The organism is Citrobacter sp. 21OH12SH02A-Citro, from assembly GCF_027919895.1.
GTDB classification, from domain to species: Bacteria; Pseudomonadota; Gammaproteobacteria; order Enterobacterales; family Enterobacteriaceae; genus Citrobacter; species Citrobacter braakii.
The window spans coordinates 4,067,779-4,091,518 of the sequence record NZ_CP114801.1 but is presented as its reverse complement, the minus strand read 5'-3'; the positions used below and the strand labels follow the sequence as shown (position 1 = coordinate 4,091,518).

21 protein-coding genes are annotated in these 23,740 nt (G+C 53.1%); 13 read left to right on the top strand and 8 right to left on the bottom strand.

What is annotated here, in order from left to right:
* Window positions 1–121: 121 nt before the first annotated feature.
* From dapB to caiF, 4 genes are all read left to right on the top strand, one after another.
* The gene (dapB, locus tag O6D90_RS19750; RefSeq protein ID WP_016151648.1) at window positions 122–943 is read left to right on the top strand and encodes a 4-hydroxy-tetrahydrodipicolinate reductase; all 822 of its coding nucleotides are present in this window, start codon (window positions 122–124) and stop codon (window positions 941–943) included.
* A 456-nt stretch (window positions 944–1,399) separates the two neighbouring features.
* Window positions 1,400–2,548 carry a glutamine-hydrolyzing carbamoyl-phosphate synthase small subunit gene (gene carA / locus O6D90_RS19745; protein WP_016155665.1) on the top strand — a complete coding sequence of 383 codons (1,149 nt, stop codon included), beginning with the start codon at window positions 1,400–1,402 and terminating at the stop codon, window positions 2,546–2,548.
* Window positions 2,549–2,565: 17 nt separating this feature from the next.
* Window positions 2,566–5,793: a carbamoyl-phosphate synthase large subunit gene (carB, locus tag O6D90_RS19740; protein ID WP_016151650.1), complete on the top strand. Its 3,228-nt coding sequence runs from the start codon at window positions 2,566–2,568 to the stop codon at window positions 5,791–5,793.
* Window positions 5,794–6,065: 272 nt separating this feature from the next.
* On the top strand, window positions 6,066–6,461 hold the full coding sequence (caiF, locus tag O6D90_RS19735) for a carnitine metabolism transcriptional regulator CaiF (RefSeq protein ID WP_016151651.1): 396 nt from the start codon (window positions 6,066–6,068) through the stop codon (window positions 6,459–6,461).
* Window positions 6,462–6,503: 42 nt separating this feature from the next.
* On the opposite strand, the gene caiE is transcribed toward caiF, so the two are convergent.
* The 6 genes from caiE to caiT all read right to left on the bottom strand — a co-directional run bounded on the left by caiE (window position 6,504) and on the right by caiT (window position 13,634).
* Window positions 6,504–7,100 (bottom strand): carnitine operon protein CaiE, encoded by a 597-nt coding sequence (gene caiE, locus O6D90_RS19730; protein WP_016155666.1) that lies wholly within the window; start codon window positions 7,098–7,100, stop codon window positions 6,504–6,506.
* A 60-nt stretch (window positions 7,101–7,160) separates the two neighbouring features.
* Window positions 7,161–7,946 (bottom strand): crotonobetainyl-CoA hydratase, encoded by a 786-nt coding sequence (gene caiD / locus O6D90_RS19725; RefSeq protein ID WP_000004376.1) that lies wholly within the window; start codon window positions 7,944–7,946, stop codon window positions 7,161–7,163.
* A gap of 54 nt (window positions 7,947–8,000) precedes the next feature.
* On the bottom strand, window positions 8,001–9,554 hold the full coding sequence (gene caiC / locus O6D90_RS19720; protein ID WP_016155667.1) for a crotonobetaine/carnitine-CoA ligase: 1,554 nt from the start codon (window positions 9,552–9,554) through the stop codon (window positions 8,001–8,003).
* Window positions 9,555–9,616: 62 nt separating this feature from the next.
* On the bottom strand, window positions 9,617–10,834 hold the full coding sequence (gene caiB, locus O6D90_RS19715) for an L-carnitine CoA-transferase (protein WP_016155668.1): 1,218 nt from the start codon (window positions 10,832–10,834) through the stop codon (window positions 9,617–9,619).
* 105 nt (window positions 10,835–10,939) lie between these two features.
* Window positions 10,940–12,082 carry a crotonobetainyl-CoA dehydrogenase gene (gene caiA / locus O6D90_RS19710; RefSeq protein ID WP_003018898.1) on the bottom strand — a complete coding sequence of 381 codons (1,143 nt, stop codon included), beginning with the start codon at window positions 12,080–12,082 and terminating at the stop codon, window positions 10,940–10,942.
* 34 nt (window positions 12,083–12,116) lie between these two features.
* Window positions 12,117–13,634: an L-carnitine/gamma-butyrobetaine antiporter gene (caiT, locus tag O6D90_RS19705; protein WP_016155669.1), complete on the bottom strand. Its 1,518-nt coding sequence runs from the start codon at window positions 13,632–13,634 to the stop codon at window positions 12,117–12,119.
* Window positions 13,635–14,116: 482 nt separating this feature from the next.
* On the opposite strand from caiT, the gene O6D90_RS19700 reads away from it, so the two are divergent.
* From O6D90_RS19700 to folA, 9 genes are all read left to right on the top strand, one after another.
* Window positions 14,117–14,887 (top strand): electron transfer flavoprotein FixA, encoded by a 771-nt coding sequence (locus O6D90_RS19700; protein ID WP_016155670.1) that lies wholly within the window; start codon window positions 14,117–14,119, stop codon window positions 14,885–14,887.
* Between the two features lie 15 nt (window positions 14,888–14,902).
* A complete protein-coding gene (locus O6D90_RS19695) occupies window positions 14,903–15,844 on the top strand; it encodes an electron transfer flavoprotein subunit alpha/FixB family protein (RefSeq protein ID WP_016155671.1) in 942 nt (313 codons plus the stop codon).
* A gap of 49 nt (window positions 15,845–15,893) precedes the next feature.
* Window positions 15,894–17,180: an FAD-dependent oxidoreductase gene (locus tag O6D90_RS19690; RefSeq protein ID WP_016151658.1), complete on the top strand. Its 1,287-nt coding sequence runs from the start codon at window positions 15,894–15,896 to the stop codon at window positions 17,178–17,180.
* On the top strand, window positions 17,177–17,464 hold the full coding sequence (gene fixX / locus O6D90_RS19685; RefSeq protein ID WP_000203736.1) for a ferredoxin-like protein FixX: 288 nt from the start codon (window positions 17,177–17,179) through the stop codon (window positions 17,462–17,464). The genes O6D90_RS19690 and fixX overlap by 4 nt, the downstream gene beginning before the upstream one ends.
* A 109-nt stretch (window positions 17,465–17,573) precedes the next feature.
* On the top strand, window positions 17,574–18,917 hold the full coding sequence (locus tag O6D90_RS19680; protein ID WP_016151659.1) for an MFS transporter: 1,344 nt from the start codon (window positions 17,574–17,576) through the stop codon (window positions 18,915–18,917).
* A 90-nt stretch (window positions 18,918–19,007) separates the two neighbouring features.
* Entirely contained in the window at window positions 19,008–19,241 is a 234-nt protein-coding gene (locus tag O6D90_RS19675) for a YgdI/YgdR family lipoprotein (RefSeq protein WP_003018880.1), read from the top strand.
* A gap of 103 nt (window positions 19,242–19,344) precedes the next feature.
* Window positions 19,345–19,875, top strand: a complete 531-nt coding sequence (gene kefF / locus O6D90_RS19670; protein ID WP_016151660.1) for a glutathione-regulated potassium-efflux system oxidoreductase KefF — start codon at window positions 19,345–19,347, stop codon at window positions 19,873–19,875.
* Window positions 19,868–21,730 (top strand): glutathione-regulated potassium-efflux system protein KefC, encoded by a 1,863-nt coding sequence (gene kefC, locus O6D90_RS19665; RefSeq protein ID WP_016151661.1) that lies wholly within the window; start codon window positions 19,868–19,870, stop codon window positions 21,728–21,730. The genes kefF and kefC overlap by 8 nt, the downstream gene beginning before the upstream one ends.
* A 198-nt stretch (window positions 21,731–21,928) precedes the next feature.
* On the top strand, window positions 21,929–22,408 hold the full coding sequence (gene folA / locus O6D90_RS19660; RefSeq protein WP_016151662.1) for a type 3 dihydrofolate reductase: 480 nt from the start codon (window positions 21,929–21,931) through the stop codon (window positions 22,406–22,408).
* 94 nt (window positions 22,409–22,502) lie between these two features.
* Here folA and apaH read toward each other — a convergent pair whose 3' ends face one another.
* A complete protein-coding gene (gene apaH / locus O6D90_RS19655) occupies window positions 22,503–23,351 on the bottom strand; it encodes a bis(5'-nucleosyl)-tetraphosphatase (symmetrical) ApaH (RefSeq protein WP_016151663.1) in 849 nt (282 codons plus the stop codon).
* A gap of 10 nt (window positions 23,352–23,361) precedes the next feature.
* Window positions 23,362–23,739 carry a Co2+/Mg2+ efflux protein ApaG gene (apaG, locus tag O6D90_RS19650; RefSeq protein ID WP_003018867.1) on the bottom strand — a complete coding sequence of 126 codons (378 nt, stop codon included), beginning with the start codon at window positions 23,737–23,739 and terminating at the stop codon, window positions 23,362–23,364.
* Between the last annotated feature and the right edge of the window lies 1 nt (window position 23,740).

Here is a 23,740-nt window from a genome sequence, read left to right as displayed (position 1 = left end):
TTACTGATATCTCTCCCTGTTTATCATTAAATTCTAATTATCGACGTTTTCGGCTGGCGGCGCAGCGATGTGCTGGTTAATCTGAAAACGATTTACGTAAAATTAACAAAAGAGAATAGCTATGCATGATGCACAAATCCGCGTTGCCATCGCGGGAGCCGGAGGGCGCATGGGGCGTCAGTTGATTCAGGCCACTCTTGGCATGGATGGCGTACAGCTCGGCGCGGCGCTGGAGCGCGAAGGTTCTTCTTTGCTGGGAAGCGATGCCGGAGAATTAGCGGGAGCCGGTAAAACGGGCGTTACCGTGCAAAGTAGTCTTGAGGCGGTGAAAGATGATTTTGATGTTTTCATCGATTTTACTCGCCCGGAAGGCACGCTGGCGCATCTGGCGTTTTGCCGCCAGCACGGTAAAGGGATGGTGATTGGCACCACTGGCTTTGATGACGCGGGCAAACAGGCTATTCGTGATGCTGCGCAGGACATTGCTATCGTTTTCGCCGCGAACTTTAGCGTTGGCGTTAACGTCATGCTTAAGCTGCTGGAGAAGGCGGCGAAAGTGATGGGTGATTACACCGATATTGAGATTATTGAAGCCCATCACCGTCATAAAGTGGATGCGCCGTCAGGCACTGCGCTGGCGATGGGGGAGGCGATTGCCGGGGCGCTGGATAAAGATTTAAAAGAGTGTGCCGTCTATTCGCGTGAAGGTTACACCGGTGAGCGCGTACCCGGTACGATCGGTTTTGCCACGGTGCGGGCGGGAGATATCGTTGGTGAGCATACCGCGATGTTTGCCGATATTGGCGAGCGCATTGAGATCACGCATAAAGCCTCCAGCCGCATGACCTTTGCCAATGGCGCAGTACGATCGGCAATTTGGCTGAAATCAAAGTCAAACGGTCTTTTTGATATGAAAGATGTGCTTGATTTACGCAGTTTATAACTTTTATTACCCTTCGTGATGTGGTTATTGTAATCATAACTATTTGATTACATGGGGCAATATTTTATTGCCCTTTTATTTTTCGCTTTTTTAATTTGATTTTTTATTTAACGGCCTGTTTGTTGATGTTTTGCAGGGTTATTTTGTTATTTCAATGTAAATTTTGACCAAATGGTCCACTTTTTTCTATTGCGCTTCCTGTTTTTACACTCTTTATCTTCCGCAAGCGTTTTCCACCCCAAGTTAGCTGATCTTTTTGCCTGTTAAATCGTGTGTTTTATCCCAGTGGCGTAAAATAATAATAAAAAATGCCCTTTTGGGTAGACTTTTACGTGGGCTATCTCTAGAATGCCGCCGTTTGCCAGAAATCCATAGGTAAGCAAATTTGCATTGATTCATGAGGTGTTAATGAATTAATATGCAAATAAAGTGAGTGAATATTCTCTGGAGGGTGTTTTGATTAAGTCAGCGCTATTGGTTCTGGAAGACGGAACCCAGTTTCACGGTCGGGCCATAGGGGCAACAGGTTCGGCGGTTGGGGAAGTCGTTTTCAATACTTCAATGACCGGTTATCAAGAAATCCTCACTGATCCTTCCTATTCCCGCCAAATCGTCACTCTTACTTATCCTCATATCGGTAATGTCGGCACTAATGAAGCCGATGCAGAATCTTCTCAAGTACATGCGCAAGGCCTGGTCATCCGCGACCTGCCGCTGATTGCCAGCAACTTCCGCAATACCGAAGACCTCTCTTCTTACCTCAAACGCCATAATATTGTGGCAATTGCCGATATCGATACCCGTAAGCTGACGCGTTTGCTGCGTGAAAAGGGCGCACAGAACGGCTGCATTATCGCGGGTGATAACCCGGATGCGGCGCTGGCGCTGGAAAAAGCGAAAGCCTTCCCAGGTCTGAACGGCATGGATCTGGCGAAAGAAGTGACCACCGCGGAGCCTTATAGTTGGACACAAGGTAGCTGGACGCTGGCCGGTGACCTGCCGGAAGCTAAATCCGCCGATGAACTGCCGTTCCACGTAGTGGCCTACGATTTCGGCGCTAAACGTAACATTCTGCGTATGTTAGCGGATCGCGGCTGCCGCCTGACGGTTGTGCCGGCGAAAACCTCTGCTGAAGATGTTCTGAAGATGAATCCGGACGGTATCTTCCTGTCCAACGGTCCTGGCGATCCGGCGCCGTGCGACTACGCGATTGCCGCGATTCAGAAATTCCTCGAAACCGATATTCCGGTATTTGGCATCTGCCTCGGCCATCAACTGCTGGCGCTGGCAAGCGGTGCGAAGACCATTAAGATGAAGTTCGGCCACCACGGCGGCAACCATCCGGTAAAAGATATTGATAACAACACCGTGATGATCACCGCTCAGAACCACGGTTTTGCGGTCGATGAGGCCTCCATGCCTGCCAACCTGCGCGTGACCCACAAGTCGCTGTTCGACGGCACCCTGCAGGGGATTCATCGTACCGACAAACCGGCGTTCAGCTTCCAGGGGCACCCTGAAGCAAGCCCGGGTCCACACGACGCTGCGCCGCTGTTCGACCACTTTATCGAGTTAATTGAGCAATACCGTCAGTCCGCGAAATAATCAGGAGTAAAAGAGCCATGCCAAAACGTACAGACATAAAAAGTATCCTGATTCTGGGCGCGGGTCCGATCGTTATCGGTCAGGCGTGTGAGTTTGACTATTCCGGCGCGCAGGCGTGTAAAGCCCTGCGTGAAGAGGGTTACCGCGTTATTCTGGTGAACTCCAACCCGGCGACCATCATGACAGACCCGGAAATGGCCGATGCCACCTACATCGAGCCGATTCACTGGGAAGTGGTACGCAAAATCATTGAGAAAGAGCGCCCGGATGCGGTGCTGCCAACCATGGGCGGTCAGACGGCGCTGAACTGTGCGCTGGAGCTGGAACGTCAGGGCGTACTGGCTGAGTTCGGCGTGACCATGATTGGCGCGACGGCGGATGCTATTGATAAAGCGGAAGACCGTCGTCGCTTCGACATCGCGATGAAAAAAATCGGTCTTGATACCGCACGTTCAGGCATCGCTCACACCATGGAAGAAGCGCTGGCGGTTGCCGCTGACGTCGGCTTCCCGTGCATTATCCGTCCGTCTTTCACCATGGGTGGCACCGGCGGCGGTATCGCCTACAACCGCGAAGAGTTTGAAGAAATTTGCGAACGCGGTCTGGATCTTTCCCCAACCAACGAACTGCTGATTGATGAATCGCTGATTGGCTGGAAAGAGTACGAGATGGAAGTGGTGCGTGATAAAAACGACAACTGCATCATCGTCTGCTCCATCGAAAACTTCGACGCGATGGGCATCCATACCGGTGACTCCATCACCGTTGCGCCAGCCCAGACGCTGACTGACAAAGAATATCAAATCATGCGTAACGCCTCGATGGCGGTGCTGCGTGAAATCGGCGTTGAAACCGGTGGTTCTAACGTCCAGTTTGCGGTAAACCCGAAAAACGGCCGACTGATTGTTATCGAGATGAACCCGCGCGTCTCCCGCTCCTCGGCGCTGGCGTCCAAAGCAACCGGCTTCCCGATTGCTAAAGTCGCAGCCAAGCTGGCGGTAGGTTACACCCTCGACGAACTGATGAACGACATCACCGGCGGGCGGACTCCGGCTTCGTTTGAGCCGTCCATCGACTACGTTGTGACGAAAATTCCACGCTTCAACTTCGAGAAATTTGTTGGCGCTAACGACCGTCTGACCACCCAGATGAAATCTGTCGGTGAAGTGATGGCGATTGGCCGCACCCAGCAGGAGTCTCTGCAAAAAGCGCTGCGCGGTCTGGAAGTGGGCGCGACCGGCTTCGACCCGAAAGTAAGTCTGGATGACCCGGAAGCGCTGACCAAAATCCGCCGCGAGCTGAAAGACGCGGGTGCCGAGCGTATCTGGTACATCGCCGATGCTTTCCGTGCTGGCCTGTCCGTCGATGGCGTGTTCAACCTGACCAACATCGACCGCTGGTTCCTGGTGCAGATTGAAGAACTGGTGCGCCTGGAAGAAAAAGTCACAGACCTTGGCATCAACGGCCTCGACGCTGACTTCTTGCGCGTACTGAAGCGCAAAGGTTTCGCCGATGCGCGTCTGGCGAAACTGGCCGGCGTACGCGAAGCGGAAATCCGCAAGCTGCGTGACCAATATAACCTGCACCCGGTCTACAAGCGCGTGGATACCTGCGCGGCAGAATTTGCCACCGACACCGCTTACATGTACTCCACTTATGAAGACGAGTGCGAAGCGAATCCAACTCAGGATCGTGACAAGATTATGGTGCTGGGCGGTGGTCCAAACCGTATCGGTCAGGGCATTGAATTCGACTACTGCTGCGTACACGCCTCGCTGGCGCTGCGCGAAGACGGTTACGAGACCATCATGGTCAACTGTAACCCAGAAACCGTTTCTACCGACTACGATACCTCCGACCGTCTGTACTTCGAGCCGGTAACGCTGGAAGACGTGCTGGAAATCGTGCGCATCGAGAAGCCGAAAGGCGTTATCGTGCAGTACGGCGGCCAGACTCCGCTGAAGCTGGCGCGCGCGCTGGAAGCGGCAGGCGTGCCGGTTATCGGCACCAGCCCGGATGCTATCGACCGTGCGGAAGACCGTGAACGCTTCCAGCAGGCGGTTGACCGTCTGAAGCTGAAACAACCGGCGAACGCCACCGTGACCGCCATTGAAATGGCGGTTGAGAAGGCGAAAGAGATTGGTTACCCGCTGGTGGTGCGTCCGTCCTACGTTCTCGGCGGCCGCGCGATGGAAATCGTCTACGACGAAGCCGACCTGCGTCGCTACTTCCAGACCGCGGTCAGCGTTTCTAACGATGCGCCGGTACTGCTGGACCGTTTCCTTGATGACGCGGTTGAAGTGGACGTGGACGCCATCTGCGACGGCGAAATGGTGCTGATTGGCGGTATCATGGAGCACATCGAACAGGCGGGCGTGCACTCCGGTGACTCCGCATGTTCTCTGCCTGCGTATACCCTGAGCCAGGAAATTCAGGATGTGATGCGCCAGCAGGTGCAGAAACTGGCCTTCGAACTGCAGGTTCGCGGTCTGATGAACGTCCAGTTTGCGGTGAAGAATAACGAAGTTTACCTGATTGAAGTGAACCCGCGTGCGGCGCGTACCGTTCCGTTCGTCTCCAAGGCAACGGGCGTACCGTTGGCGAAAGTTGCAGCGCGCGTGATGGTCGGGAAAACGCTGGCACAGCAGGGCGTCACCAAAGAAGTTATCCCGCCGTACTACTCGGTAAAAGAAGTGGTGCTGCCGTTCAACAAGTTCCCGGGCGTTGATCCGCTGTTAGGGCCAGAAATGCGCTCTACTGGTGAGGTGATGGGCGTGGGCCGTACCTTCGCGGAAGCGTTCGCCAAGGCACAGCTCGGCAGCAGCTCCACCATGAAAAAACAGGGGCGTGCGCTGCTCTCCGTTCGCGAAGGCGATAAAGAGCGCGTGGTTGACCTGGCGGCGAAGCTGCTGAAGTTTGGTTTCGAGTTGGATGCGACGCACGGCACCGCGATTGTGCTGGGCGAAGCCGGTATCAATCCACGTCTGGTGAACAAGGTGCATGAAGGCCGTCCGCACATTCAGGACCGTATCAAGAATGGCGAGTACACTTACATCATCAACACTACCGAAGGCCGTCAGGCGATTGAAGACTCCAAGCTGATTCGCCGCAGCGCACTGCAGTACAAAGTGCATTATGACACCACCCTGAACGGCGGTTTCGCAACGGCGATGGCGCTGAATGCCGATGCTACCGAGAAGGTGACCTCGGTTCAGGAAATGCACGCGCAGATCAAAAAGTCATAAAAAAAAGGCCCGGTGATAATTGCGCTAACCGGGCCTGCAATATAATTGGGAAAGGGTTTCTGTAAAGAAACCCTTTTTTATCTCTCATAAGGTCATTCCTGGCCAACCGTGCTTTCATAACCACATTTTCAATGTAATAAGCACGATATTGCTCACACTAATCAACATTCAAGTCGCATACTATCCATTATATCCACAATTTTAATATGGCTTAGTTTTTATTTATTTGGACAGGCCGTAGCCAGATTTTTAATTTGTGAAATGGTGTGCTTATGTGTGAAAAATATGTTGAAAGACCGCTTTATTTGTTAATTGCTGACTGGATGATGGCTGAAGATCGTTGGATCACAGCAAAGGAAATTTCCCGCCATTTTGATATTGAACACTGCAAAGCAATTAATACGCTCTCTTATATTCTGTCGGAAGTGGGAGAAATTGTTTGTGAAGTTAAGATGATCCCTAATCAAATTGCAGGCCGCGGCTGTCAGTGCCAGCGTTTGGTGAAAGTCATCAGTATTGATTCTCATCTCTACAGACGATTGAATCACAATTTGCAGGAAAAAAAGGTGAGTGTGGCGAAAACGCCGCGACTGCCAGCGGTTCCCCCAACAGAGCTTAACCGTGAGCAGAAATGGCAGATGATGCTCTCCAAGAGCATGCGTCGATAATGGTGATTTGCCGGATCGGCGTGAGCGCTTCTCCGGCATAAATTACCGTGCTGATTTTGGCTTTACGTCCGTCGTGCCTTTCAGGCGCGGTCGGTTTTTTTCGACCTGCGTTAATGGCAAGGTTTCGTGTAGTCCTGTTTGGCAGCGGATTACAAGGTCCTGATACTCTTTGGTGTTCAGCCGTTTCCAGTGCAGCTCCTGGTCCGTGACTTCACGCAGTACGCGAACCGGTGAACCAACCAGCATCTGCCTTGCCTCTCCCTGAAATCCGGCTTTGACAAAGCTCATGGCGGCGACAATGCTCTCTTCGCCAATCACCGCACCGTCCATAATCACGCTGTTCATGCCAATCAGCGCATCTCTGCCCACCACGCAGCCGTGCAGGATTGCGCCATGGCCGATGTGTCCATTCTCATGCACGATAGTGTCGGTGTCGCAGTAGCCGTGCATGATGCAGCCATCCTGCAGGTTAGAACCGGCTTCCAGAATCAGGCGACCATAGTCACCGCGCAATGAGGCGTGTGGACCAATATAAACCCCGGCCCCCACAATGACATCGCCAATCAGCACAGCGCTGGGATGGACATAGGCATCCGGATGAACCACCGGAATCAGGCCCTCAAAGGCGTAATAGCTCATTGTCTTATCTCGGTTTTATTGCCGGATTGCGGCGTAAATACCTTATCCGGCATAGGCACATTAACGACCTTTCCATACAGGATCGCGTTTTTCTGCAAATGCCTGTGGTCCTTCGAGCGCATCTTCCGAGTGCAGCACCGATGGATAGTGCTTCAGCACACCGCTGCGGATGTACCGGTAGCCTTCTTCCACCGGCATTTCGCTGGTCGCACGGTAAATCTCTTTCAGCGCGGCGATAGCCAGCGGGGCGCTATTTACCAGCTGCTGCGCCAGTTCGCGCGCGCTATCCATCAGTTCGCTCTGGCTGACAACGCGGTTGACGATGCCCCAGCGCAGTGCTTCTTCGGCGCTCATTCGTCTGCCGGTCATCACCATTTCGTTGACGATTGCTGGTGGCAGCAGTTTAGGTAGACGCAGTACGCCGCCGCTGTCAGGCACGATCCCGAGTTTTGCTTCCGGCAGCGCGAAGCTGGCATTTTCCGCACAGACGATAAAATCCGCCGCCAGCGCCAGCTCAAAACCGCCGCCAAACGCGTAGCCGTTTACCGCGGCGATGACCGGCTTATCGAGGTCGAAAATTTCGGTTAAACCAGCGAAGCCGCCTGGGCCAAAATCGGCATCTGGCGCTTCACCTTCGGCCGCCGCTTTTAAGTCCCAGCCCGCAGAAAAGAATTTCTCTCCGCCGCCGGTGATAATTGCTACGCGTAATTCCGGGTCATCACGAAAATTAAGAAAAGCTTCCCCCATTGCAAAGCTGGTTTTAGCGTCAATGGCATTGGCTTTAGGCCGGTCAAGGGTAATTTCCAGGATCGGGCCGTTACGGGTCAGATGTAATGATTCACTCATAGTTCATCTCCAGATAATTAGGTTTCCCGGCCGGAGGAATTCCGACCGGAGGGGTTATTTCAGATTTTTTTTGATTATTTTTCCTGAACAATTGCGCGGCAGGTCGGTTCTTATCTCCATAAAAGAAGGAACCTTGAATTTCGCCATATTGTTTTCGCAGAAGCTGAAGAACTCAGCTTCGCTTAATGTTTCGCCCTCATTAAGGACGATAAAAGCTTTAATGGCTTCATCACGGATCGAGTCCTTAATACCGACAACCACAATGTCCTGAATTTTCGGATGCGCAGAAATAATATTTTCCAGCTCGACGCAGGAGACATTTTCCCCACCGCGTTTAATCATGTTGCAGCGTCTGTCGACGAAATAAAAAAAACCGTCCGCATCCTGGTAACCCGAATCACCGGTATGTAACCACCCTTCAGGTTCCAGCGCTTTGGCAGTAGCGTCGGGTTGCGCGTAGTACTCTTTGAAGATTGTTTTTCCCGGCACGCCTTTAATGCAGATTTCGCCAATTTCTCCGGCGGGCAGGGGACGGTTGTGATCGTCACGGATTTCGGCTTCATAGCTAAAACCCACGCGACCAATAGAGGGCCAGCGCCGTTTGTCCCCGGGGCGATCGCCAATAATGCCTACGATGGTTTCGGTCATACCGTAGGAGGTCAGCAGTCTGACGCCAAAGCGTTCGATAAAGGCATCTTTTTCCTGTTCGGATAAATTGAGATAGAACATCACTTCGCGCAGGTGATGCTGTCTGTCCGTTGGGGCTGCGGGTTGGACCATCAGCGTTCTGATCATCATCGGGATGCATTCGGTGACCGTCGCCTGATATCTACGCACCTGATCCCAGAACGCCCTGGCGCTGTACTTCTCCACCAGCACAAAGGTGCTGCCTGCGGAGAAGGCGGCCATGGCAGCCGTACACTGACAGTCGATATGAAAAGCGGGCATCACCGTCATATAGACGTCATCATCGCGCAGAGCGATTTGCCAGGAGGTGTAGTAGCCCGCAAAGCGCAGGTTGTAGTGGGTAATCACCACCCCTTTAGGCCGCGAGGTGGTGCCTGAGGTAAACAGAATTTCCGCCGTATCGTCAGTGGATAACGCAGGCGTATAGCACAGATTAGTCGACTGGCGGGCTTGCAGTTGGGTAAAGTGGCTCACGCCGTCGTCAACCGGAAGCTGCTCGCCAATCAGACAGATATGATTTAGCGGAGTGGTATTTTCCAGCCGTATCTGGCGGTACATAGGATAAAACTCGGCACTGGTGACCAGCAGGCTCACCTGGCTGTTTTGCAGGATCCAGGCGCTCTCTTCGCCCAGCAAGCGGGCATTAATCGGCACCATAATGGCACCAATTTTTGCCAGTCCAAACCAGCAAAAAATAAATTCCGGACAGTTATCCAGATGCAGTGCGACCTTGTCGCCCTTGCGGATCCCTAAGGAATGGAAAAGGTTCGCCGTGCGGTTTATCTCTTCATTGAGCGAGGCATAGCTATACTGCCGAACGATTCCTTCGCAGGATTCGAAAATTAACGCCGTTTTATCTCCGTACACCCCGGCCAGGTCGTCCCACATCTGACGTAAGTTTTGTCCGCCAACGATATCCATAATGCTTTATCCACTGAAATCAGGCGTGAGCGCTAACCAACCAGCGGGTCAGCGCGTCGCGTTTATTCCTCAACTCTGGCCAGGCCTTTGCCGACCAGCTCATTTATGTCTGCTTCGCTATAACCAATGTTTTTCAGAATGGCGGCGGTATCCATGCCGTGTGACGGCATGCCACGCCAGATTTTCCCTGGGTTGTTTTTAAATTTCGGCATGATGTTCGGCCCTTTGCATGTGCGGCCGTCCATCGTTTGCCACTGAGTAATGGATTCACGGGCAACGTACTGCGGATTGCCTTCCAGTTCAGGAATGGTCAGTACCTTCGCGCAGGCGATATTCAGCTCAGCAAAGCGCGCCTGGACTTCGGCGATGGTGTGCGTTGCCAGCCAGGCGTCCAGTTTCTCTTCCACGAGCGGGCCGTAAGGGCATTCCACGCGATGGATAAGCTGGGTGCCTTCCGGGACTTCCGGTGTGCCAAGAATGTGGGCGAGGCCAATATCATTGAAGCACTCGTTGATTTGCGTGATGCCGACCAGCTCCATGACGATATAGCCATCGGCGCATTTATAGAGACCGCAGCCAGCGTAATACGGGTCTTTGCCTTTGGTCATACGTGGACAAATTTCGCCACCGTTGAAGTAGTCCATCATGAAGTACTGACCCATACGCAGCATCACTTCGTACATGGCGATATCAATGCTTTCACCCTTACCCGTTTCGCGTACTTTGTGCAGGGCTGCCAGCGCTGCTGTCGTCGCGGTCATCCCGGAGAAATAATCGGCGGTGTACGGGAAGGCCGGCATCGGCTGATCAACATCACCGTTTTGGATCAGATAGCCGCTGAACGCCTGTGCGATGGTGTTATATGCCGGAAGATTGGTGTACTCCTCGGTACCAAACTGGCCGAAGCCGGAAAGGTGGGCGATAACCAGTTTTGGGTTATGTTCCCACAGCACGTCATCGGTAATGCCGCGGCGAGCAAAGGCCGGGCCTTTACTGGCTTCAATGAAAATATCGGTGGTTTCCATGAGCTTCAGAAACGCTTCCCGGCCTTCATCTTTGAAAATATTCAGCGACAGGGCGTGCAGGTTGCGGCGTGAGAGCTGTGGATAGTTAGGTTGCACGCGGATGGTATCGGCCCATGCGACGTTTTCAATCCAGATAACCTCAGCACCCCATTCGGCGAACATTTGTCCGGCGAACGGGCCGGCAATTTCGATCCCTGAAAAAACCACGCGTACCCCGGCAAGTGGGCCAAAGGTTGGCATTGGTAAATGATTCATAATTTTGCTCCTGGCATTTTTTGTAGGCCCGGTAGGCGCAGCGCCACCGGGCATGTTGCCGGATGGCGGCGTAAACGCCTTATCCGGCCTACGAATCGTGCTGAATTAGCGGTATTGCTTGAGTACCGCACGACCCAACGTCAGGATCTGCATTTCATCAGAGCCACCAGAAACACGGTCAACGCGCAGATCGCGCCAGAAACGCGTGATGCGATGGTTACCCGCGATACCTACACCGCCCAGCACCTGCATGGCGGTATCGACCACTTCAAACGCGGCGTTGGCGCAGAAGTATTTGCACATTGCCGCATCGCCCGAAGTGATGGTGCCGTTATCCGCTTTCCATGCCGCTTCAAGCAGCATGTTTTTCATGGAATTCAATTTGATCGCCATATGCGCGAACTTCTCCTGAATCAGCTGGAAGCGGCCGATCGTTTCGCCAAACTGCACGCGCTGATTGGCGTAGCGCGCGGCGTCTTCAAAAGCGCACATTGCCGTACCGTAGTTGGTCAGCGCGACGAGGAAACGTTCATGATCGAACTCTTCTTTCACGCGGTTGAAACCATTACCTTCCCGACCGAACATGTCTTTCTCGTCCAGTTCAACGTCGTCAAAGGTGATTTCACAGCAGCTATCCATGCGCAGACCGAGTTTCTCCAGCTTGTTGACCTTGATACCCGCTTTGCTCATGTCAACGAACCACTCGGTGTAAACAGGTTTATCCGGCGATGCACCATCTCTCGCCATAACCACGATGTACGGGGTATAGGCGCTACTGGTGATAAAGCACTTACTGCCATTAAGATAAACCTTACCATTTTTACGTGTATAAGTGGTTTTCAGGCTGCCAACATCCGATCCCGCTCCCGGTTCGGTGATGGCAGAGTTCCACATCTGCTTACCGGTGCCCTGGAATGCCATGATTTTATCAATCTGCTCTTGGGTACCTTCACGCAGAAAAGTGTTAAAACCGCCCGGCAATTGGTACAACACGTAAGTGGGCGCACCAAGACGACCCAGCTCCATCCAGACGGCAGCGACGGTAACAAATCCTGCTTCCAGACCACCGTGTTCTTCCGGGATCAACAGGCTATCGATGCCCATATCCGCCAGTGCTTTTACAAAACGCTCAGGGTAGACGCTGTCACGATCGCACTCGGCAAAATAAGCTTCCCAGTTCTCACTGGCCATCAGTTCACGAATACCGGCGACAAACAGTTCCTGCTCGTCATTTAAGTTGAAATCCATCTTTCAGCCTCTTGATCAATTGGGTTAATAAGAATTACTTGTCTTTCCAGTGCACTTTGGCGTCTTTAATAAAGGACAGCGTCACCATGATGTTGACGAAGAACAGCGGGCATCCTCCGGCGATAATCGCGGTCTGAATCGGCTTCAGCCCACCCAGCGCCAGCAGAACGATACCGATGATGCCGACCAGAACGGACCAGCCGATACGCACTAACAGCGGCGGTTCTTCACCATCGCGGACTTCACGACAGGTGGACATCGCCAGGGTGTAAGAGCAGGCGTTAATCAGCGTCACCGTGGCAATAAAGCAGAGGATGAAGAATCCCCACATGGTGGCGGTGCTGAGCGGTAGAGCAGCCCAGGTTTCGATAATGGCGCGCGCCACGCCGTGTTGTTCAATCAGCTGCGGGATATTGAGAACGTTTTTATCCATCAGCAGCAGCGTGTTGCTGCCAAGGACTGTCCACAGGATCCAGGTCGACGCGGTCAGGCCCAGCACCATCCCGAAGCACAGTTCACGGACGGTACGACCACGCGAAATACGGGCCAGGAAGATACTCATCTGGATGGCGTAAATGACCCACCACGCCCAGTAGAAGACGGTCCAGCCCTGTGGGAAGCCGCCTTTACCGATGGCATCGGTATAGAACAGCATGCGCGGCAGATACATCAACAGCATGCCGACGGAGTCGGTGAAGTAGTTCATGATGAAGCTGGCGCCGCTGACGATAAACACCCAGCCCAGCATCAGGAAGCTCAGATAGCTACGCACGTCGCTGGCGATCTTGACCCCTTTTTGCAGGCCGCAGGCCACGCAAATGGCGTTCAATATGATCCAGCAGGTAATGATGATTGCGTCGAGTTGCAGCGTATGCGGAATACCGAACAGATACTGCATGCACTCGGTTACCAGCGGAGTGGCCAGACCGAGGCTGGTACCCATCGCGAAGATCAGCGCCACCAGATAGAAGTTATCGACGATGGTGCCGAACAGCCCTTTTGCATGCTTCTCGCCCACTAACGGTACCAGCGTGGAGCTGGGACGGATGACGTCCATCTTGCGCACAAAGAAGAAGTAGGCGAAAGCCACGGAAAGGAAACTGTAGGTTGCCCACGGCAACGGTCCCCAGTGGAACAGGCTGTACGCCAGGCCCAGCTCTTTCGCGCCCGTGGAGTTAGGTGCGAGAGCAAACGGCGGGGTGGAGATGTAGTAGTAGATCTCGATGGAACCCCAGAACAGCACCGCGGCGGATGTACAGGAAGCGAACATCATAAAAATCCAGCTGGCGGTACTAAACTCTGGTTTTTCGTCGCCTAATTTCTTTTTGGCATACGGGCCAAAGACCAACCAGAACCAGCCGAAGAGCATGACGACCATATACCATTCAAATGCCCAGCCCCAGACATTGGTGACATAACTGAATACCGCATTAATAACGACGTTAGCGGCATCGAGATCTCTTACAGTTAGCCAACAAAGTATCCCAACTATTATTAATGGCGGAAAAAAAACCTTCGGTTCAATTCCCGATTTTCTCTTTTCATTTTTCATAAGTGAATTCCAGTGTGAAAACGAAACTTATTTAGCGTGCCCGTGCATGATCGTTTGTTTATTTATTATTAATGATTTGTTGATAACTTTTTAACCTCTGGGAGCGCCTCAGTGAGTAACCCATAATGAGTATTCATATCGGGTGGTTCTGTTATCTTCGTCACACTTTTTTTATGCTGAGTAATTCGCTCAAAAATTTGATATTTTTTGTTTATAATCAATTGGTTGGCTGTGGTTTTTTAACTTTTTTAAGTGACTGGCGTTCAATATTGTTGAACCCGCAGACAATATTGAAAATTTTCATATTTGACGTGATTCTTTCAATATTGGTGAGGTGCATAACACTATTGAAAGTTGCGAATTTCAATGTGTGACATTTTCAATATTGGTGATTAAGGTTTTATTTCCGAATTAAAGAGCGTGATATCTGTATTTAACACTGCCGATATAAATACGTTTCCTTCATGATTTCTGGAGATGCAATGAAGATAATTACTTGCTACAAATGCGTACCTGATGAACAGGATATTGCGATTAATAATGCTGATGGCTCACTCGATTTCAGCAAAGCGGATGGCAAAATAAGCCAGTATGATCTGAATGCGATCGAAGCGGCTTGTCAGTTGAAACAACAGTCAGGAGAGGCCCTGGTTGTGGCCATGAGCGTCGGCGGCAAAGCGCTGACCAATGCAAAAGGGCGAAAAGATGTGCTTTCCCGTGGCCCAGATGAACTGATTGTTGTTATTGACGATCAATTTGAGCAGGCGCTGCCGCAACAAACTGCCAGCGCGCTGGCAGCCGCCGCGCAAAAAGCAGGTTTCGATCTGCTTATTTGCGGTGACGGTTCTTCCGATCTTTATGCTCAGCAGGTTGGTCTGCTGGTGGGCGAAGCGCTGAACGTTCCGGCGATTAACGGCGTGAGTAAAATCCTCTCTCTTACCGACAGCACTCTGACGGTAGAGCGTGAACTGGAAGATGAAGTCGAAACTCTGAGCATTCCGCTTCCGGCGGTGATCGCGGTCTCAACGGACATCAACACCCCACAAATCCCTTCCATGAAAGCCATTCTTGGCGCGGCGAAAAAACCGGTTCAGGTCTGGTCGCCGGCAGACATTGGCCTGAACAGCGCGCAGGCATATTCCGAACAACACGTTGCTGCACCGAAGCAGCGCGAGCGTCAGCGCGTTGTAATTGAAGGTGACGGTGAAGAACAGATTGCCGCGTTTGTCGAGAATCTTCGCAAAATCATTTAATTATCAGGGGATGTTATGAACAAATTTTCCAGTATCTGGGTATTCAGCGATACCCCTTCTCGTCTGCCGGAACTGATGAATGGTGCGCAGGCTTTAGGTGAAAAAGTTAACACGTTTGTGCTGAGTGAAGCGGACTGCGCGACGGCATGCCATTTAGGCGCAGATGATGTCTGGTTACTCAGCGGTAAACCAGAAGACCGTATGGTCGAAGACTACGCTGATGTGATGGCCGAAACTATTCGTCAGCACAGCGAGGGCGGGGCGGTGCTGCTGCCAAATACGCGTCGCGGCAAGCTGTTAGCGGCAAAACTGGGTTTTCGCTTGTCGGCAGCGGTCTCCAACGACGCCAGTGCAGTCGCCGTGCAGGACGGAAAAGCGGCGGTAAAACATATGGTCTACGGCGGCCTGGCGATGGGGGCAGAAACAATCGCTTCACCGTTCGCCGTCATAACGCTCAGCAGTGGAACGTTTGACGCGCAGCAACCGGATACCGCCCGCAGCGGCGAGGTGCACAGTGTGTCATGGCAGGCTCCGGCTGTAGCCGTTACTCGTACGGCAACTCAGGCACGTCAGAGCAACAGCGTCGATCTCGACAAAGCCCGTCTGGTGGTCAGCGTGGGACGCGGGATCGGCAGCAAAGAAAATATCTCGCTGGCGGAGGCGCTGTGCCAGACGATTGGTGCCGAGCTGGCGTGCTCCCGTCCGGTGGCGGAAAACGAGAAGTGGATGGAACACGAACGCTACGTCGGCATCTCCAACCTGATGCTCAAGCCTGAACTGTATCTGGCCGTGGGGATCTCCGGGCAGATCCAACATATGGTCGGCGCCAACGGCGCGCAGACGATTTTCGCCATCAACAAAGATAAAAATGCGCCGATCTTCCAGTATGCGGATTTTGGCATCGTTGGCGATGCACTGAAGATCCTGCCTGCGCTGACGGCTGCTTTAGCGCGTTAAACCATTTCGGGCAGGATGCGAAGGTGTCCTGCCGCTGACAGGAGTACGTATGTCCGAAGATATCTTTGATGCCATCATCGTGGGTGCAGGTCTGGCGGGTTCGGTTGCGGCGCTGGTGCTGGCTCGGGAGGGCGCACAGGTGCTGGTTATCGAGCGCGGCAATTCTGCTGGCGCGAAGAATGTCACCGGTGGGCGCATGTATGCGCATAGCCTGGAGAACATCATTCCCGGCTTTGCTGAGCAGGCCCCCATTGAACGCATCATCACCCACGAAAAACTCGCCTTTATGACCGACAAAGGGGCGATGACCATCGACTATTGCAACGGCGAAGACGCCAAATCGTCGCAGGTTTCTTACTCTGTCTTACGCAGTAAATTTGACGCCTGGCTGATGGAACAGGCCGAAGAAGCTGGCGCTCAGCTCATCACCGGTATCCGCGTGGATAACGTTGTGCAGCGCGAGGGCAAAGTCGTGGGCGTGGAAGCCGATGGCGATATTCTGGAAGCCAAAGTGGTGATCCTTGCCGACGGAGTGAATTCTCTGTTGGCTGAAAAGTTGGGTATGGCAAAGCGCGTCGAGGCATCGCATGTTGCCGTCGGCGTAAAAGAGCTGATCGAGTTGCCGAAATCGGTAATTGAAGATCGTTTCCAGTTACAAGGGAACGAAGGGGCTGCCTGTCTGTTTGCCGGATCGCCCACCGATGGGTTGATGGGTGGTGGCTTTCTCTATACGAATGAAACGACCCTTTCTCTGGGACTGGTCTGCGGCCTTCATCATCTGAAAGATGCGAAAAAATCGGTTCCGCAAATGCTGGAAGATTTCAAACAGCATCCGGCGGTTGCCCCGCTGATCGCCGGTGGCAAGCTGGTGGAATATGCCGCGCACGTCGTACCGGAAGCCGGTATCAACATGCAGCCAGAACTGGTGGGGGACGGCGTATTGATTGCTGGTGACGCAGCCGGAATGTGTATGAACCTCGGCTTTACCATTCGCGGTATGGATCTCGCCATATCCGCAGGTGAAGCGGCGGCGAAAACGGTACTTTCCGCAATGAAGCGCGACGATTTTAGCAAGCAGTCGCTGGAGGAATACCGTCAGCATCTGGACGAAGGCCCGATGCGCGATATGCGCATGTATCAGAAACTACCCGCTTTTCTTGATAACCCACGCATGTTTACCGCTTATCCGGAAATGGCGGTCAGTATTGCGCGCGACCTGTTCACCGTGGATGGTTCGGCACCGGTGCCAATGCGTAAAAAAATCCTGCGCCATGCGAAGAAAGTGGGCTTCATCAACCTGATGAAAGATGGCCTGAAAGGAGTGACCGTATTATGACATCTCCCGTCAACGTGGACGTCAAACTGGGCGTCAATAAGTTCAATGTGGATGAAGACAGTCCACATATCATTCTCAAAACCGATCCTGATAAACAGGCGCTGGAGGTGCTGATTAAGGCCTGTCCGGCTGGCCTGTATAAAAAGCAGGATGACGGTAGCGTACGTTTTGATTATGCCGGATGCCTGGAATGCGGAACGTGCCGCATTCTCGGGCTGGATACAGCGCTGGAAAAATGGGAATACCCGCGTGGGACGTTTGGCGTGGAGTTCCGCTACGGCTAAACCTGGTGCCGGATGGCGGCTTCGCCTTATCCGGCCTACAGGAACAATGCGTAGGCCTGATAAGCGTAACGTCATCAGGCATTAAGTTAAAATAAAACAGGACATAACCATGCAGCAGCCCAGGAACTTTGATGACATCAAATTCACCTCTATTCACCGCCGGATAATGCTGTGGGGAAGCGGTGGGCCGTTTCTGGATGGTTATGTGCTGGTGATGATTGGCGTGGCACTGGAACAGCTCACGCCAGCATTGAAACTGGATGCGCAGTGGATTGGTCTGCTGGGCGCCGGTACGCTCGCGGGGCTGTTTGTGGGGACGTCGCTGTTTGGCTACATTTCCGACAAGGTCGGGCGGCGCAAAATGTTCATTATCGATATTATCGCCATTGGTGTGATATCGGCGGCAACCATGTTTGTCTCCTCGCCCGTTGAGTTGTTGGTAATGCGCGTGCTGATCGGCATTGTGATTGGTGCCGACTACCCGATCGCCACCTCGATGATCACCGAGTTCTCCAATACCCGCCAGCGCGCTTTCTCCATCGGTTTTATCGCCGCTATGTGGTATGTCGGCGCCACCTGTGCCGATCTGGTCGGCTACTGGTTGTATGATGTTGAGGGCGGATGGCGCTGGATGTTGGGCAGCGCGGTGATCCCCTGCATTTTGATCCTGATTGGGCGTTTCGATCTTCCTGAATCGCCGCGCTGGCTGCTGCGTAAAGGTCGGGTGAAAGAGTGTGAGGAGATGATGATCAAACTGTTCGGTGAACCGGTGGTGTTCGACGAAGAAGCGCCGCAGGAGACGCGCTTTCTTCAGCTATTTAATCGCCGTCATTTCCCGTTTGTGCTGTTTGTCGCCGCTATCTGGACTTGTCAGGTGATCCCGATGTTTGCCATTTATACTTTTGGTCCGCAGATTGTGGGGCTGCTGGGGCTTGGTGCCGGGAAAAGCGCCGCGTTGGGAAATGTGGTAATCAGCTTGTGCTTTATGTTGGGATGCATTCCTCCCATGTTCTGGCTTAATAGCGCGGGCCGACGACCGCTGTTAATTGGCAGCTTCATTATGATGACGCTGGCGCTGGCCGTGCTGGGGTTAATCCCTGATATGGGCGCGTGGCTGGTGGTGCTGGCGTTTGCCGTATACGCATTTTTCTCTGGGGGACCAGGAAACCTGCAATGGCTATACCCTAACGAACTGTTTCCCACCGATATTCGTGCGTCTGCCGTCGGGGTGATTATGTCCTTAAGCCGTATCGGCACCATTGTTTCAACCTGGGCGCTACCAGTGTTCATCACCAAATACGGGATCAGTAATGTCATGTTGATGGGGGCGGGAATTTCGCTGATCGGCCTGCTCGTGTCCATCGCTTTCGCCCCGGAAACGCGAGGCCTGACGCTGGCGCAAACCAGCCAAATGACGATCCGCAGTAAACCCGTGACCAGGACGGGTTATTAGGAGTGTTCTGTATTTTCCCTGCAACTCAGTCAGTTAGCCTACAGTTAACGGGTATATCACTGAAAACGACTGAAAAGCAGGGAGAACACCATGCAAAAACATATTCTGATCACCTCTATTTTTACCGCAGCAGCACTGTTCACCGTAGCCGGTTGCTCCTCGAACCAGGCGGTTAAAACTACCGATGGCAAAACAATCGTGACCGACGGCAAACCGCAAGTCGATGATGATACAGGCCTGGTGTCGTACAAAAATGCGCAAACGGGTAAGACGGAACAAATTAACCGCGATCAGGTTAAAGATATGAGCGAACTGGATAACTAGTTCAGTTTTCTCCATTCAACCACTCAATAATATTGACTGTTAGCCTGCGGATTAACTGACTAAACTCACTGTTATTACAATAATGCAGTGAAACAGGCTAATCATGATCCTCATCATTTATGCGCATCCCTATCCGCAGCACTCGCATGCGAATAAGCGGATGCTTGAACAGGCAAGGATGCTGGAGGGCGTGGAGATCCGCTCGCTCTACCAGCTCTACCCCGACTTCAATATCGATATTGCCGCTGAACAGGATGCGCTGGCGCGCGCTGATTTGATTATCTGGCAGCATCCTATGCAATGGTATAGCACACCTCCCTTACTCAAGCTGTGGATGGATAAGGTCCTTTCGCACGGTTGGGCATATGGCCACGGCGGGACTGCGCTCCACGGTAAACATCTGCTGTGGGCAGTGACGACCGGCGGCGGCGAAAACCACTTTGATATTGGCTCCCATCCCGGATTTGATGTGCTTTCCCAGCCCTTACAGGCAACAGCGCTCTACTGTGGTCTCAAATGGCTGCCGCCGTTTGCGATGCACTGTACGTTTATCTGTGATGATGAAACTCTGCAGGCGCAGGCGCGTCATTACAAACAGCGTCTGTTGGAGTGGCAGGAGGTTCATCATGGATAACCATACGCTAATACAGGCGCTGATTTATCTCGGATCGGCGGCGCTGATTGTCCCCATTGCCGTGCGACTGGGGCTAGGATCAGTGCTGGGGTATCTCATCGCAGGGTGCATTATTGGACCATGGGGTCTGAGGATGGTGACTGACGCTGAATCAATCCTGCATTTTGCGGAGATCGGCGTGGTGCTGATGCTGTTTGTCATCGGTCTGGAGCTGGATCCGCAACGTTTGTGGAAACTGCGGGCCTCGGTGTTCGGTGGTGGTGCGCTGCAGATGGTGGTTTGCGGCGGTCTGATTGGTTTGTTCTGTATGTTCCTCGGCCTGCGCTGGCAGGTCGCGGAACTGATCGGCATGACGCTGGCGCTTTCCTCCACGGCTATTGCTATGCAGGCAATGAATGAGCGGAACCTGATGGTTTCGCAAATGGGACGCAGCGCGTTTGCCGTGCTGCTGTTCCAGGATATCGCCGCTATTCCTCTGGTGGCGATGATCCCATTACTTGCGGCGAGCGGAGCATCGACAACGCTTGGAGCGTTTGCGCTCTCCGCCCTTAAGGTGGCGAGCGCCCTGGTGCTGGTGGTGTTGCTGGGGCGTTATGTGACGCGTCCGGCCTTGCGTTTTGTCGCTCGTTCTGGCCTGCGGGAAGTATTCAGTGCCGTTGCGCTGTTCCTCGTTTTTGGCTTCGGTCTGCTGTTGGAAGAGGTTGGACTGTCGATGGCGATGGGGGCGTTCCTGGCTGGCGTGCTGCTGGCAAGCTCTGAGTATCGTCACGCGCTGGAAAGCGATATCGAGCCATTTAAAGGGCTGCTGCTGGGACTGTTTTTCATCGGCGTCGGGATGTCTATCGACTTTGGTACGCTGATTGATAATCCCTTGCGCATTATCATTCTGTTGGTCGGTTTCCTGGTTATCAAAACCGTCATGCTGTGGCTGATAGCGAAACCCTTACAGGTGCCGAACAAGCAGCGCAGATGGTTTGCCGTGTTATTAGGGCAGGGCAGTGAGTTTGCATTCGTGGTGTTTGGCGCGGCGCAAATGGCAAACGTGCTTGATCCTGATTGGGCGAAATCTCTGACGCTGGCGGTGGCGCTGTCGATGGCGGCGACGCCGATTTTACTGGTAATTCTGACGCGTCTGGAAAAATCGGCGACCGGTGAAGAGCGGGAAGCAGATGAAATCGACGAGGAACAACCTCGGGTGATCATCGCCGGGTTTGGGCGATTTGGTCAGATAACCGGTCGTCTGTTGTTGTCGAGCGGGGTCAAAATGGTGGTTCTTGATCATGACCCGGACCATATCGAAACGCTGCGTAAATTCGGCATGAAGGTTTTCTATGGCGATGCGACGCGGATGGATCTGCTGGAGTCTGCCGGGGCGGCTAAAGCTGAAGTTATTATTAACGCCATTGACGATCCGCAAACCAGCCTGCAACTGACCGAAATGGTGAAACAGTATTTCCCGCATCTGCAAATTATTGCCCGTGCGCGCGACGTGGATCATTACATCCGCCTGCGCCAGGCTGGCGTGGAGATGCCGGAACGTGAAACCTTTGAGGGCGCGCTGAAGACCGGACGTCTGGCACTGGAAGGTCTTGGGCTTGGACGCTATGAAGCGCGTGAGCGGGCCGATGTATTCCGCCGCTTCAACACGCTGATGGTTGAGGAGATGGTGAAAGGGGAAAATGACGCAACGTCCCGCGCGGCGGTATATAAACGCACCAGCGAAATGCTGAGTGAAATTATTGCGGAAGATCGTCAGCACTTATCATTAATTCAACGCCATGGCTGGCAAGGCACGGATGAAGGTAAGCATACGGGCGACGTCGCCGATGAGCCGGAAGTGAAACCGTCAGCATAGGGTAAAAAATGTGATGTTCTGCAAACTTTACTGCTAATTGGCTGTTTTTGAACTACTGTAATGCTGGCGTACCACCTTAAATAGGTCGGTTCGCCAGCAGAACGGAAAATTTTCATGCTCATCCTCTTTCCGCCAGTCGACGAAAGATTGCGCTTTCCGTATAGTGGCGACAATTTTTTTGTATCCGGGAAACATTCAATGATCAGTCTGATTGCGGCGTTAGCGGTAGATCGCGTCATCGGTATGGAAAATGCCATGCCATGGAACCTACCTGCCGATCTCGCCTGGTTTAAACGTAATACCTTAAACAAGCCGGTTGTCATGGGACGCCACACGTGGGAATCCATCGGGCGACCGTTGCCAGGGCGTAAAAATATCGTCATCAGCAGCAAGCCTGGCACCGACGATCGCGTGCAGTGGGTGAAGTCTGTTGAGGAAGCGATCGCGGCCTGTGGCGATGAACCTGAAATTATGGTTATTGGCGGTGGGCGTGTGTACGAGCAGTTCCTGCCGAAAGCGCAGAAACTGTATCTGACACACATTGATGCGGAAGTTGAAGGGGATACGCATTTCCCGGACTACGAACCGGATGACTGGGAATCAGTGTTCAGTGAATTCCACGATGCTGACGCGCAAAACTCCCACAGCTACTGCTTCGAGATTTTGGAACGTCGTTAATGTGGATGCCTGATGGCGTTGCGCTAATCAGGCCTACAGATTGCACATTCGTCTGCCGGATTAGGTGTAAGCACCGCCATCCGGCAGACGGCTATCAGGCGTTGACGGCCTCGCCGGGATCCAGATTCAGATGGCGATTTGATGGCTGTACAAAGTACTGTTTGTCTTCCCAGCGCAGACAGGTGAGATCCCCGCCCCAGCAACACCCCGTATCTAACGCGTAAATACCTTCTGGCGTGCCTTTGCCCTCCAGCGATGCCCAGTGCCCGAATGCAATGCTATAGGCTTCACTGACCGGTCCAGGAATGGCAAACCACGGCTTCAGCGGGGCAGGCGCATCTTCTGGCGACTCTTTGCTGTACATGTCCAACTGACCGTTGGGGAAGCAGTAACGCATGCGGGTAAACGCGTTGGTAATAAAACGCAGGCGCGCCAGCCCCGTCAGTTCCGGGGTCCAGTTATTTGGCATGTCGCCGTACATGGCATCAAGGAAGAATGGATAAGAGTCGCTCGACAGCACGGCTTCAACATCGCGAGCACAGTCCTTCGCCGTCTGCAGATCCCACTGTGGGGTAATCCCTGCATGCGCCATGACCAGTTTCTTCTCTTCATCAACCTGCAACAGCGGCTGACGACGTAGCCAGTTAAGCAGCGTGTCAGCATCCGGTGCCTCAAGCAGCGGCGTGAGCCGGTCTTTCGGTTTATTACGGCTGATGCCAGCAAACACGGCCAACAGGTGTAAATCGTGATTACCGAGGACTAACCGCACGCTGTCGCCCAGCGATTTAACGTAGCGCAAAACGTCTAACGACCCTGGCCCACGCGCGACCAGATCGCCGGTGAGCCATAAGGTGTCTTGTTCTGGATTAAAGTCAACCTGGTGCAGCAAGGCTACCAGTTCATCGTAACAACCGTGAACGTCGCCAATGAGGTATGTTGCCATAGCTATTGTTTTAATGAATAAGTGTAGGAACGGCGAGTCGGAACACGGGAATGTCGATGGTAAAGGCGATCCCTTGCTCATCGATCATTTCGTAATGACCCTGCATGGTGCCCAGCGGTGTTTCAATCACCGCACCGCTGGTGTACTGGTACTCTTCGCCAGGTTCGATGTGGGGCTGAACGCCAACCACGCCTTCGCCCTGAACTTCGGTTTCACGGCCATGACCATTGGTGATCAACCAATAACGCCCCAACAGCTGCACAGGCGCTCGCCCCAAATTGCGGATAGTCACGGTATAAGCAAAAACGTAACGTTCATCATCAGGTGAGGATTGCGCCTCAATGTAGACGCTTTGTACCTGAATGCACACTCGGGGCGAATTGATCATG